Source organism: Aeromonas sp. WP2-W18-CRE-05, assembly GCF_014168615.1.
Classification (GTDB): domain Bacteria; phylum Pseudomonadota; class Gammaproteobacteria; order Enterobacterales; family Aeromonadaceae; genus Aeromonas; species Aeromonas caviae.
The window spans coordinates 2977625-2989778 of record NZ_AP021917.1 but is presented as its reverse complement, the minus strand read 5'-3'; the positions used below and the strand labels follow the sequence as shown (position 1 = coordinate 2989778).

At 64.7% G+C, this 12154-nt stretch carries 11 protein-coding genes; 7 read left to right on the top strand and 4 right to left on the bottom strand.

Features of this window, described 5'->3' with window-relative positions:
• Positions 1–68: 68 nt before the first annotated feature.
• From H7R73_RS14010 to aroG, 4 genes are all read left to right on the top strand, one after another.
• Complete coding sequence (locus tag H7R73_RS14010) at positions 69–998, top strand: electron transfer flavoprotein subunit alpha/FixB family protein (RefSeq protein WP_103259989.1); 930 nt, start codon at positions 69–71, stop codon at positions 996–998.
• A gap of 224 nt (positions 999–1222) precedes the next feature.
• Entirely contained in the window at positions 1223–2311 is a 1089-nt protein-coding gene (gene serC, locus H7R73_RS14005) for a 3-phosphoserine/phosphohydroxythreonine transaminase (protein WP_010674452.1), read from the top strand.
• A gap of 170 nt (positions 2312–2481) precedes the next feature.
• Positions 2482–3762, top strand: coding sequence for a 3-phosphoshikimate 1-carboxyvinyltransferase (gene aroA / locus H7R73_RS14000; protein ID WP_041212941.1), 1281 nt, complete (start codon positions 2482–2484; stop codon positions 3760–3762).
• A gap of 197 nt (positions 3763–3959) precedes the next feature.
• Positions 3960–5015, top strand: coding sequence for a 3-deoxy-7-phosphoheptulonate synthase AroG (gene aroG, locus H7R73_RS13995; RefSeq protein WP_041212942.1), 1056 nt, complete (start codon positions 3960–3962; stop codon positions 5013–5015).
• An 86-nt stretch (positions 5016–5101) separates the two neighbouring features.
• Here the strand turns inward: aroG and H7R73_RS13990 are convergent, their stop codons facing one another.
• Positions 5102–5824, bottom strand: coding sequence for a TerC family protein (locus H7R73_RS13990; protein ID WP_103259990.1), 723 nt, complete (start codon positions 5822–5824; stop codon positions 5102–5104).
• Between the two features lie 117 nt (positions 5825–5941).
• On the opposite strand from H7R73_RS13990, the gene H7R73_RS13985 reads away from it, so the two are divergent.
• The 3 genes from H7R73_RS13985 to H7R73_RS13975 all read left to right on the top strand — a co-directional run bounded on the left by H7R73_RS13985 (position 5942) and on the right by H7R73_RS13975 (position 9207).
• Entirely contained in the window at positions 5942–7057 is a 1116-nt protein-coding gene (locus H7R73_RS13985; protein ID WP_042881832.1) for an ATP-NAD kinase family protein, read from the top strand.
• 107 nt (positions 7058–7164) lie between these two features.
• Positions 7165–7443 (top strand): YfcL family protein, encoded by a 279-nt coding sequence (locus H7R73_RS13980; RefSeq protein ID WP_010674457.1) that lies wholly within the window; start codon positions 7165–7167, stop codon positions 7441–7443.
• Between the two features lie 99 nt (positions 7444–7542).
• Positions 7543–9207, top strand: a complete 1665-nt coding sequence (locus tag H7R73_RS13975) for an AMP-binding protein (protein WP_182951272.1) — start codon at positions 7543–7545, stop codon at positions 9205–9207.
• Positions 9208–9986: 779 nt separating this feature from the next.
• Here H7R73_RS13975 and cdd read toward each other — a convergent pair.
• From cdd to H7R73_RS13960, 3 genes are all read right to left on the bottom strand, one after another.
• Entirely contained in the window at positions 9987–10868 is an 882-nt protein-coding gene (gene cdd, locus H7R73_RS13970) for a cytidine deaminase (RefSeq protein ID WP_010674459.1), read from the bottom strand.
• A 226-nt stretch (positions 10869–11094) separates the two neighbouring features.
• The gene (locus tag H7R73_RS13965; protein WP_041212945.1) at positions 11095–11781 is read right to left on the bottom strand and encodes an LrgB family protein; all 687 of its coding nucleotides are present in this window, start codon (positions 11779–11781) and stop codon (positions 11095–11097) included.
• Positions 11778–12137, bottom strand: a complete 360-nt coding sequence (locus H7R73_RS13960; protein ID WP_103259992.1) for a CidA/LrgA family protein — start codon at positions 12135–12137, stop codon at positions 11778–11780. The genes H7R73_RS13965 and H7R73_RS13960 overlap by 4 nt, the downstream gene beginning before the upstream one ends.
• Between the last annotated feature and the right edge of the window lie 17 nt (positions 12138–12154).

The following is a 12154-nucleotide window of genomic DNA, read 5'->3' as shown; positions in this document are numbered from 1 at the left end:
GTGAGCGCCATGCATGGGGCAGCGGCCCAGGGGAGCAAGGGATCAATGGATGACATGAAGGTGCTGCCATGAGCGTACTTGTGATTGCGGAACATCATCAGGGGCGGATCGCCGACAACCTGGCCCAGCTGGTCACGGCGGCGGGGCGCCTGGGGGGCGAGGTGCACCTCTTGCTGCTGGGGCAGGGGCTGACGGAGGCGGGGGAGCAGGCCGCCGCCCTCACGGGGGTAAACCGGGTGCTGCTGGCAGAACATCCCATGCTGGCGGAGGGGCTCAACGACGGGGTCGACAGACTGCTCGCCGAGGTGGCCAGGGACTACCAGCACTGCCTGATGGCGGCCAGCAGCCAGGGCAAGGATCTGCTGCCGCGAGTGGCGGCCAGGCTCGGGGTGGAGATGATCGCCGAGGTGACCGGCATCGAGGGGCCCGACACCTTCCTGCGTCCCATTTATGCGGGCAACGCCATCGCCCGGGTGGCAAGCAGCGCCCCCGTCAAGGTGCTCACCGTGCGGCCCACCGCGTTCGCCAAGGCCGGGTCCGGGGCGGAGCGTGCCGCGATGGAATCGCTGCCGGTGGCTGAGGTGCGCTGCCGTACCCGGCTCATCGAGCGGTGTGCGGTGCGCTCCGCTAGACCCGAGCTTGGGGCGGCCCGGGTGGTGGTCTCCGGCGGGCGGGCGCTCGGCTCGAAAGAGCACTTTGCCCTCATCGACGCCCTGGCGGACAAGCTGGGGGCTGCCGTCGGGGCATCGCGAGCCGCCGTGGATGCGGGTTATGTCTCCAACGACCTGCAGGTGGGGCAGACCGGCAAGGTGGTGGCCCCCGAGCTCTACATCGCGGTGGGCATCTCGGGCGCCATCCAGCATCTGGCGGGGATGAAGGAGTCCAAGGTGATCGTCGCCATCAACAAGGACGCCGAGGCCCCCATCTTCCAGGTGGCGGACTACGGTCTGGTGGGGGATCTCTTCACCCTGCTGCCGGAGCTCACCGCCAAGCTGTAAATTTGCCACAAAGGGGCGAACAAAGCCGTCCGTGCTGTCTCGCCCCCGTTTCCATGCATATTCTCTGCAAGCCCTGGCCCGTTCAGGGCTTTTGTCTGATGGGTGCCCGGTGGCGCCGGGGCAAAAGGTTGCGCTGGATCCCAAAAAGCCTTTGCCCCCACGGGGGGCTGTCGTGTAAAAACGTTCGAGTCACCGATCACACACATCCATTCACGGAAAGCGTCATGAGCAAACAGATTTACAACTTCTGCGCCGGCCCTGCCATGTTGCCGGTTGAAGTCATGGAGCGCGCCCAGCGCGAATTTTGTAATTTCCAGGGGCTGGGAGCCTCGGTCATGGAGCTTTCCCATCGCGGCAAGCCCTATATGGCGGTCGCCGAGAAGGCCGAAGCGGACCTGCGCGACCTGCTGGCGGTGCCGGACAACTACAAGGTGCTCTTCATGCACGGCGGTGGCCGCGGCCAGTTCTCCGCCGTGCCCATGAACCTGCTGGGTGGCGCCAACAAGAAGGCAGATTACCTGGTGACCGGCGTCTGGGCCCAGAGCGCCGTGGATGAAGCCCAGAAATACGGTGACATCCAGACCTTCCAGGGGGTGGCCAAGAACGAGCAGGGGGTCTCCCACCTGCTGCCGACGCCGGCGTTTCGCGCCGATGCCGCCTATGTGCACTACTGCCCGAACGAAACCATCGATGGCATCGAGATGTTCGACATCCCGGCCACCGGCGATGTGCCCCTGGTGGCGGATCTCTCCTCCACCATCCTCTCCCGTCCCCTCGACGTGAGCCGCTTCGGCATCCTCTACGCCGGTGCCCAGAAGAACATAGGCCCCTCTGGTCTGGCCATCGCCATCGTGCGCGACGACCTGCTGAACCAGGCCCGCGCCGATGTGCCGTCCATCTTCGACTACCAGCTCACCGCCAAGAACGACTCCATGTTCAACACGCCCCCCACCTACGCCTGGTACCTGGCCGGTCTGGTGTTCGAGTGGCTCAAGGAGCAGGGTGGCCTGGCGGCGATGGAAGCACGCAACAAGGAGAAGGCCGACTTCCTCTACGGCTACCTCGATCAGTCGAGCTTCTATGGCAACAAGGTGGATGTGGCCTGCCGCTCCCGCATGAACGTGCCCTTCCAGCTGAAAAACGAGGCCCTGGACAAGCTGTTCCTGGCGGAGTCGGAAGCGGCCGGTCTGCTGGCCCTCAAGGGACACCGCATCGTCGGTGGCATGCGCGCCAGCCTCTACAACGCCATGCCCCTGGAAGGGGTCAAGGCCCTGGTCAGCTTTATGGATGACTTTGCCAAACGCCACGGTTGAGGCGTGTCTCCCCATTGCCAGACGCCGGGGACTCCCCGGCGTCTGTTTTTCAGACCCATCCTGACCCAGGCTGCCCTCTCCCGCGGTCGTGCCACTGTCGAACTTGCCGCGGGGGACGCGGGCTGTTAACGTCCGGTCAGGTGATTTAATTGAGATCGAACAGGAAGTCTATGAATTCGTTGCGTTTGGAACCCATTTCTAGCGTGGCCGGGGTGGTCAATCTGCCCGGCTCCAAGAGTGTCTCTAACCGGGCCCTGCTGCTGGCGGCCCTGGCCCGGGGCACCACCCGGCTGACCAACCTGCTCGACAGCGATGACATCCGCCACATGCTGGCGGCGCTGACCCAGCTTGGCGTCAAGTACAAGCTCTCCGCCGACAAGACCGAGTGCACCGTGCATGGTCTGGGTCGCAGCTTCGCGGTCTCGGCGCCGGTCAACCTGTTCCTCGGCAATGCCGGTACTGCCATGCGCCCCCTGTGCGCCGCCCTGTGCCTGGGCTCCGGCGAGTACACCCTGGGCGGCGAGCCGCGCATGGAAGAGCGCCCCATCGGCCACCTGGTGGATGCCCTGCGCGAAGCGGGTGCCCACATCCAGTACCTGAAGAAAGATGGCTATCCGCCCCTGGTGGTGGATGCCAAGGGGCTCTGGGGTGGCGATGTCCACATCGACGGCTCCGTCTCCAGCCAGTTCCTGACGGCGTTCTTGATGGCGGCGCCCATGGCGGCCGGCGACACCCGCATCCACATCAAGGGGGAGCTGGTCTCCAAGCCCTACATCGACATCACCCTGCACATCATGAAGCAGTTCGGGGTGGTCATCGAGCACGACGACTACAAGGTGTTCTACATCAAGGGCAACCAGACCTATGTCAGCCCGGGCGACTTCCTGGTGGAAGGGGATGCCTCCAGCGCCTCCTACTTCCTCGCGGCGGGTGCCATCAAGGGCAAGGTGCGGGTTACCGGCATCGGCAAGCACAGCATCCAGGGGGACATCCACTTCGCCGACGTACTGGAGAAGATGGGGGCTCGCATCACCTGGGGCGATGACTTCATCGAGGCCGAGCAGGGGCCGTTGCACGGCATCGACATGGACATGAACCACATCCCGGATGCGGCCATGACCATCGCCACCACGGCGCTGTTTGCCGAGGGCACCACCACCATCCGCAACATCTACAACTGGCGGGTGAAGGAGACCGACCGCCTGCACGCCATGGCGACCGAGCTGCGCAAGCTGGGCGTGGAAGTGGAGGAGGGGCACGACTTCATCACCGTGATCCCGCCCGCACAGCTGACCCACGCGGCCATCGACACCTACAACGATCACCGCATCGCCATGTGCTTCTCCCTGGTGGCGCTCTCCGATACGCCGGTCACCATCAATGATCCGGGTTGCACCTCCAAGACCTTCCCGGACTACTTCGACAAGCTGGCCAGCGTCAGTCAGGCCTGAGCCCTTTCGGCCCGCTTCGTGCGGGCCTTTTCATCTCTGCCCCCCGCTTTTTTCATGCCTCCTAGCAGCATTATGCAAACTTGCAAGGTGCGATAATAAAATTCCTTGTCGAAGAATGTAATTTTCTATTTACACCGACCCGGCACAGGGCTAGATTGAGATCTCTTTATCGCAGTCATCTAGCAGGAAACTTGGTCATGCAGCATCAAACCGACGACGTTCGTATCAGTGAAATCAAAGAGTTATTGCCCCCGGTTGCGGTGCTTGAGAAGTTTCCGGCGACCGACACCGCCTCGGCCACCGTGTTTGAATCCCGTCAGGCCATCCACAACATCCTGGCCGGCGACGATGATCGCCTGCTGGTGGTGATCGGCCCCTGCTCCATCCACGATCCGGTCGCCGCCCTGGAATACGGCAAACGCCTCAAGGTGCTGCGCGACGAGCTGAAAGATCAGCTGGAGATCGTGATGCGGGTCTACTTCGAAAAACCCCGTACCACAGTGGGCTGGAAGGGGCTGATCAACGACCCCTACCTCGACAACAGCTGCCAGATCAACGACGGCCTGCGCCTGGGTCGCAAGCTCTTGCTGGATCTCAACGACATGGGGCTGCCGACCGCCTCCGAGTTCCTCGACATGATCACCCCGCAATACGTGGCGGATCTGATGAGCTGGGGGGCCATCGGCGCCCGTACCACCGAATCCCAGGTACACCGCGAGCTGGCTTCCGGTCTCTCCTGCCCGGTGGGCTTCAAGAACGGCACCGACGGCACCATCAAGGTGGCCATCGACGCCATCGGCGCCGCCAGCGCCCCGCACCACTTCCTGTCGGTGACCAAGTACGGCCACTCCGCCATCGTCTCGACCGCTGGCAACCCGGACTGTCACATCATCCTGCGCGGTGGCCGCGAGCCCAACTACAGCGCCCGTCACGTGGATGAGGTGGTGAGTGGTCTGGACAAGGCGGGTCTGCCCCAGAAAGTGATGATCGACTTCAGCCACGCCAACAGCAGCAAGCAGTTCAAGAACCAGATGCTGGTGGCCGAGGACGTGGCCGGTCAGCTGCGTGCCGGCAGCAAGGCGGTGTTCGGCGTCATGGTGGAGAGTCACCTGGTGGAAGGGCGTCAGGATCTGGTGGACGGGTGCGAGCTCACCTTCGGCCAGAGCATCACCGACGCCTGCATCGGCTGGGCCGATACCGAGGTGCTGCTGCGCAACCTGGCGGACGCCGTGGCCGCTCGCAACGCCCTCTGAGCCCAAGGCGCCCCGTTGGCGGGACAATAAAAAAGCGCGACCCTGGGTCGCGCTTTTTGTTTGGCCATCTCTCGGCTGGTCGCGGTTTACTTGGCCCGCTCCTGGTGGCTGCGCAGGCGGATGTTGATCATCTCCACCACCAGCGAGAAGGCCATGGCGAAGTAGATGTAACCCTTGGGAATGTGCAGATCCAGCCCTTCGGCCATCAGCGCCACCCCGACCAGAATAAGGAAGGAGAGGGCCAGCATCTTGATGGTGGGGTGGGTATCGACGAAGTCGCCGATGGCCTTGGCGGCAAACATCATGACGCCGACGGCGATGATGATGGCCAGCACCATGACAGGGACATGATCCGCCATGCCCACGGCGGTGATGACGGAGTCCAGGCTGAAGATGATGTCGAGGATGGCGATCTGCACCAGGGTGGACAGGAAGCCCGCGGTCTTGCTCACCACACCCGCCTCTTCGGCGGCCCCTTCCAGGCTCTGGTGGATCTCGTGGGTGCTCTTGGCGATGAGGAACAGACCCCCCACCAGCAGGATGAGATCCCGTCCCGAGATGGCTTCCCCCAGCACGGTGAAGAGGGGCTCGGTGAGGCGCATCACCCAGGCCAGGGAGAGCAGCAGCAGGATGCGGGTGCCCATGGCGAGCCCCAGCCCCAGGATGCGCGCTTTCTGGCGCTGGGCTTCCGGCAGGCGACCCACCAGGATGGAGATGAAAATGATGTTGTCGATGCCGAGCACGATCTCGAGCAGGGTCAGGGTGGCGAGCGCGACCCAGGCGGAGGGGTCAGCAATCCATTCCAGCATGATTGAACCTTGGTTGAACAGTGATTGAGGTAGAAGCCGCGCATTTTAGCAGGGGGTCATGGCTTGTCCCAGTGGCGGGAAAAGATAAAAATGGCGGCGATCCAACAGGAGGGAAACATGTTTCGATTAGGGCTCATCATCAACCCCGTCGCCGGCATCGGCGGGGCCGTCGGTCTCAAGGGCAGTGACGGCATGGTCGCCGAGGCGCTGGCGCGCGGGGCCGTCCCCAAGGCCCGGGAGCGGGCCCGCCAGGCCCTGTTGCCCCTGTGCGAGCTGACCACGTCATTCGAGCTGCTGACGGTGGCCGAAGAGATGGGGGCCGACCTCGCCGCCGAGCTGGGGCTGCCCCATCGCATTGTCCATCGGCCTGCCGGGGCGCAGACGAGCGCCGAGGACACCCGGGCTGCCGCCCTGGCCCTGCGCGATGCCGGGGTGGATCTGCTGCTCTTCGCCGGTGGCGATGGCACCGCCCGTGACATCTGCGCGGCGGTGGGGGAGTCCTGCCATGTGCTCGGCATCCCGGCGGGGTGCAAAATCCACTCCGGGGTCTACGGGGTGACGCCGGCGGCGAGCGGCCGGGTGGCGGCCAGAATGATCGCAGGGGAGCTCCTGAGCCTGGTGGATGCGGAGGTGATGGACATCGACGAGGAGGCGTTTCGCGCCGGCAAGGTGCGCGCCCGCCACTACGGCCAGCTGCTGGTGCCCGGGGATCTGCGCTATGTGCAGGCGGTCAAGCAGGGGGGACGGGAGTCCGAGGAGCTGGTGCTCGCCGATCTTGCCGCCGGTGTGGTGGAGCAGATGGAGCCCGATACCCTCTACCTGATGGGGTCGGGGAGCACGGTGGCCGCCTGCATGGGGGAGCTGGGTCTGGAAAATACCTTGCTCGGTGTGGATCTGGTGGAAAATGGCCGGCTTATCGGGCAGGATCTGTCCGCCGCCGAGATCCTGACCCGGATCCGCGGCCGTCGCTGCCGTCTGATCATCACCCTGATCGGCGGTCAGGGACATCTGTTCGGGCGCGGAAATCAGCAATTGAGTCCAGACGTGATCCGGGCCGTCGGGCGCGAGCATATCCAGGTGCTCGCCACCAAAGCCAAGCTGGCGGCGCTAGAAGGCCGTCCGCTGCTGGTGGACACCGACGATCCGGCACTGAACCGGTCGTTGAGTGGTTATCTGCGCATAACCACGGGATACAAGGATCAGGTCATCTACCCGGTGGCCAACCCGGAATAGGACATCAAGGATGCGGCTGGCCTGGCGCCAGAGAGCCGCGATCAACCGGATCGCGGTTCCACTCCCCGAATTTTTTGCCGGCAACCCCGGAAATGAGGCTGCGTTAAATGACGATTCACGATTTTGAACACAAGTTGTTGGGACTGATCGACGCCATGGTCGCCACGGCCAGCGAAGACGAGCTGTTTGCGGGTGGCTATCTGCGAGGGCACATCTCCCTTGCGGTGGCGCGCGCCGAGCTGGAGGGCAAGACCCTGGTGCGGGACGTCAAGAGCTATGTGCTGCGCAGCCTGAACGAGGCCATCTTGCAGGGTGAGCTCTCCGAGCAGGACGAGGTGCTGGTGCAAGAGATGTGGAAGCGTCTGCAGGCCCAGGCGGAAGCTTGATCCCATTCGCAGTTCAAACACAAGTTTAAGTAATCTGCTTCCCTGAGTGTTATCAAAAGGTTAATAATGAGGCTCGCCTTTTGTTTCAGGGATTAAACCATGGCCTCCACCTCACGCATTGCCACCAGACTGCCGCTCGAGATGCTCTATCACTGGGAGCGGCAGTGTCCCGACCGAATCTATCTGCGTCAGACCATCCACCGCGAATACGTCGACTTCACCTGGGGTGAGGTTGCCGACGAGGCGCGGCGCATGGTGACGGCACTGCGCGCCCTGGGCCTGGTGCCCGGTGACAAGGTGGCGCTGCTCTCCAAGAACTGCGCCCAGTGGTTCATCGCCGATCTGGCGATGCAGATGGGGGGATACGTGAGCGTGCCCATCTACCCCACCGCCAACGTCGACACTATCGAATACGTGCTGCGCCACAGCGAAACCAGGGCGATCTTCGTCGGCAAGCTGGACGACTGGAAGAGCCAGGAGGCGGGGGTGCCCGGGGATCTGCTGCGTATCGCCCTGCCTTACGACACCATGCCGGCCGCCCACCAGTGGGACGATCTGCTGGCGCAATACGACCCCATCCCGGACAGCCCGGTGCAGGCGCCGGATGCCCTGCTGAGCCTGGTCTACACCTCCGGCAGTACCGGCAAGCCCAAGGGGGCCATGCTGAGCGTGGAGCGCTACGCCTGGTCCTGCGAGAAGCTGGTGGAGGCGGTCTCCCTCACCGCCGAGGATCGCGGCTTCTCCTACCTGCCCCTTGCCCACATCACGGAGCGGGTCTACATCTACGGCGGCAGCCTGTTCAGCGGTGCCACCATCACCTTCCCCGAATCCCTGGACACCTTCATCGAGGACGTCAAGCGCTGCCGTCCCACCGTCTTCATCTCGGTGCCGCGGCTCTGGGCCATGTTCCGCATCAAGATCCACGAGAAGCTGCCCCAGAAAAAGCTGGCGCTTCTGCTCAAGATCCCCCTCGTCTCCAGCCTCATCAAGAGCAAGCTGCAAAAGGGGCTGGGGCTGGATCAGGCGCGGGTGCTGGGCTGCGGCTCGGCGCCGGTGGCCCCGGCGCTGCTGGAGTGGTATCACAGCATCGGCATCCATATCACCGAGGCCTGGGGCATGACCGAGAACCACGCCTACTCCACCCTCAACTACCCGTTCCGGGCGGACAAGATAGGCACCGTCGGCAAGGCCGGGCCCGGGGTGACCATCAAGATCTCCGACGAGGGGGAGATCCTCTGTCGCTGCGACGGCATGATGGTGGGCTACTACAAGGATCCCGAGCACAGTGCAGAGGCCATCGACGCCGAGGGCTGGCTGCACACCGGTGACATGGGCAAGCTGGACCGGGAGGGTTACCTCACCATCACCGGCCGCATGAAGGACGTCTTCAAGACCGCCAAGGGCAAGTACGTGGCCCCGGTGCCCATCGAGGGGATGCTCGGGCAGGAGCCCATCATCGAGCAGCTCTGCGTCATCGGCTACGGCATGCCGCAGCCGGTCGCCCTGGTGCAGCTCGCCGAGAGCGCCATGAAGGGGGACAAGGCCGGGGTGGAAGCCCAGCTGGAGGCTGCCCTCAATCGGGTCAACGGCCAGCTCGAGTCTCACGCCCGCCTGCGGGGCATCCTGGTGGTCAAGAGCCCCTGGAACATCGAGAACGGGGTGCTGACCCCCACCATGAAGATCCGCCGCCACCTGCTGGAACAAAAATACGCGGACATCGGCGAGCGCTGGTCCGGCAGCCAGCGCATCCTGTGGGAGTCCTGACAGGGACCGGCGCCGCCATATGGGCCATATCAATGACAGTCGGGGGAGCCAGTGGCTCCCCCGCTGTATTTAAGGGGGAAGCAGCCGACAGGGGCGGGGCTGAGGCATTGACCCCTTACCCGAGGTTTCCCGCCGCCATGCCGCCCCGCGTCGGGGGAATCGGCAGGGAAAGGTATTTGCAAAATCCATGGAGAGGCGGGATCCCAGTGGCTTGGCAAATGCATCTTGGGGTCACACACGGGGGCCGCCAGGGGCGGGGGCGGGCATTGACCCCTTCCCCGACGTTTCTCGCTGCCGCCATACCGCCCCTCATCAAGGGAACAGGCAGGGAAAGGTATTTGCAAAATCCATGGAGAGGCGGGATCCCAGTGGCTTGGTGAATGCATCTCGGGGTCACACACGGGGGCCGCAAGAGGCGAGGGCAGGGCATTGGCCCCTTCCCCGACGTTTCCCGCCGCCGCCATACCGCCCCGCATCGAGAGAACAGGCAGGGAAGGTATTTGCAAAATCCATGGAAAGGCGGGATCCCAGTGGCTTGGCAAATGCATCTTGGGGTCACACACGGGGGCCGCAAGGGGCAGGGGCGGGGTATTGGCCTTTTAACCTGGGCTTCCCGCCACCGCAGAGGAGGTCTGCCAATAAGGTCATCGGAGGGAGACCGCCCTCACATGGGGCAGGGGGCATCTGATGTACGGCGCCAGAGGCGCAGAGAAAGGGGCTGAGGGGCAGAGAGCAAGAAGGGGAGCCGCAGCTCCCCTTCCCGTTGGCGGATGCCGGGGTCAGACGGCTTTGTACTCAAGCTCGACTGAACCCAGCGCCTTCAGGGTGGACTGGGCGGAGTCCCGCTGGCTGATCTGGCCATCCTTGCTCTCCAGCAGCACGGCGCGGCGCACGGTGGCGAGATCCTCGCCACCCAGCACAGCGTGGGCGCAGGCCATCTGCATCGGCGGCAGGCTCGGGTTGAAGGCGGCGTTCTCGGCATAGCGGCCGCAGAAGATGCGCCCGTCCTCGAACTGCAGCGCCACCGCGGCATAGCCCTGGCTATAGGGGGCATAGCTCTGGCGGGCGGCGGCGAGCGCAGCCTGCCACAGGGGGTCGTCGCTCTCGAGCACCAGCTCGTCGTGAGCCTGGGGGCTCATCAGGGCATCGGTGATCTCGAGATCGGCGGGGCCGAAGGAGTGGGGCAGGAAGGATTGCAGCTCGCTGAGATCGTCCGGCAGGGAGACCTTCAGGGTCTTGGCGGTGCTCAGCTCGTTCATGAACTGGCGGCAGTGGCCGCAAGGGGTGTAGTTCACGGTGATCTCGGAGATCCCGGTCTCGCCACCCAGCCAGGCGTTGGAGATGGCGGACTGCTCGGCGTGGACCGAGTGGAACAGCCCCTGGCCCGCGAACTCCATGTTGGCGCCAAAGTACCAGGTGCCGCTCAGGCCGCAGGCGATGGCGCCGACGAAGAACCTGGAGATGGGGGCCACCGAGCAGGCGGCCGCCAGCGGCAGCAAGGCCAGACGCAGGGCCCTGTCATCCAGCCCGGTGGCGGCTTTCAGGGTCGCGACCTGGTCCGGGGTGAAACGGGCCTGGAAATCGTCCCCCAGCATGGGCAGCAGGGCGGCCTGGAGCGGGGCGGAAAGGGTCTCGAATGGCTTGGCAAAGCGGGGATGCATACTGTGTCCTCAAAGGCCAATTGGGGGGCCATTGTAGGGAGCAAGCGCGGCGAATTGTGTGAGCGCGCTCACGCCTTGATGGGCAAAGGGGCGGGGATGGTAAAGGAAACGTTTGTCTTTCGCAATCTGTGCGCCAGCTCCCGGCATCAGGGAGGTGAGGGTATCGGATGGAAACGGTGAAAGGGCACAGAGGCCATGGCCGCAGGGGTGGCCATGGCAGCGGGGATCAGGTCAGCCAGTGGTAGAGGGCGAACAGCAGGGGGGCGATGGCCGCGGTCAGCACGCCGCACACCACCATGGCCAGCGACGAGAAGGCGCCCTGGGTCACCCCCTGCTCGGCGGAGGCGGCGGTGCCGATGGCGTGGGCGCAGGCTCCCATGGCGAGCCCCTGGGCCTCGGGGTCGGTGACCCGCATCAGCTTGAGCAGGGGATAGCCCGCCAGGGCTCCCAGGATCCCCACCACCACCACCACGGCGGCGGCGATGGCGGGAATGCCGCCGAGGGACTGGCTGACGCTCATGGCGAGCGGCGTGGTGATGGACTTGGTGGCGATGGAGGCGAGCAGCGCCGGATCCGCCCCCATCAGGTGGCCGACCCCCAGGGTAGTGCAGACCGAGATGAGCACCGCGGTGAGGGTGCAGGCCAGGATGGGTGTGAGCTTGTCGCGGATCTGGCGCGCCTGCTGGTACAGCGGCAGGGCCAGGGCCACCACGGCGGGTTCCAGCAGGGCGGTCAGGGGCGAGGCCCCCTGCTGGTACTGATCCAGGGGCAGATCGAGCCAGAGCAGCAGGCCGATGATGACGGCAGTGGGGATCAGCACCGGATTGATGACGGGCCAGGGCAGGCGGCGGTAGAGGGCCCGGGTCATGAAATAGAGGGCCAGGGTGAGGGGCAGGGCGAACCAGAGGATCATGGCTTGTTCATCCTTTGATAGAGGTGGCCGACCGCGCCCAGGATGAGCACGATGCCGAGCACGACGCAGAGCATGATGAGACCGAAGGATTGGCGCAGGGGCTCGAGCCAGGCCACCAGGCCCACCGCCACCGGCACGAACAGCACCCCCATGTGGCGCAGCAGCAGGCCGCCCCCCAGCTCGACCCAGGAGAAGCGGACGATCTGCAAGGAGAGCAGCACGAACAGCAGCAGCATGCCGATGATGCTGCCGGGGAAGGTGAAGGGCAGGATGGCCGCCACGGCCTTGCCTGCCAGCAGACAGGCGATGATGACCAGAAAATCACGAAGGTAGCGCAGGGTGCGTTGCAGCAGCACGGGGGCCTCATCTTGGC

What these genes read in the sequence shown, in the direction of transcription:
- cdd (WP_010674459.1), bottom strand. Translation starts at nt 10,868, where the DNA reads ATGCATCCCCGCTTTGCCAAGCCATTCGAGACCCTTTCCGCCCCGCTC.
- aroG (WP_041212942.1), top strand. Translation starts at nt 3,960, where the DNA reads ATGCAGCATCAAACCGACGACGTTCGTATCAGTGAAATCAAAGAGTTA.
- H7R73_RS13985 (WP_042881832.1), top strand. Translation starts at nt 5,942, where the DNA reads ATGTTTCGATTAGGGCTCATCATCAACCCCGTCGCCGGCATCGGCGGG.
- serC (WP_010674452.1), top strand. Translation starts at nt 1,223, where the DNA reads ATGAGCAAACAGATTTACAACTTCTGCGCCGGCCCTGCCATGTTGCCG.
- H7R73_RS13980 (WP_010674457.1), top strand. Translation starts at nt 7,165, where the DNA reads ATGACGATTCACGATTTTGAACACAAGTTGTTGGGACTGATCGACGCC.
- H7R73_RS13990 (WP_103259990.1), bottom strand. Translation starts at nt 5,824, where the DNA reads ATGCTGGAATGGATTGCTGACCCCTCCGCCTGGGTCGCGCTCGCCACC.
- aroA (WP_041212941.1), top strand. Translation starts at nt 2,482, where the DNA reads ATGAATTCGTTGCGTTTGGAACCCATTTCTAGCGTGGCCGGGGTGGTC.
- H7R73_RS14010 (WP_103259989.1), top strand. Translation starts at nt 69, where the DNA reads ATGAGCGTACTTGTGATTGCGGAACATCATCAGGGGCGGATCGCCGAC.
- H7R73_RS13965 (WP_041212945.1), bottom strand. Translation starts at nt 11,781, where the DNA reads ATGATCCTCTGGTTCGCCCTGCCCCTCACCCTGGCCCTCTATTTCATG.
- H7R73_RS13975 (WP_182951272.1), top strand. Translation starts at nt 7,543, where the DNA reads ATGGCCTCCACCTCACGCATTGCCACCAGACTGCCGCTCGAGATGCTC.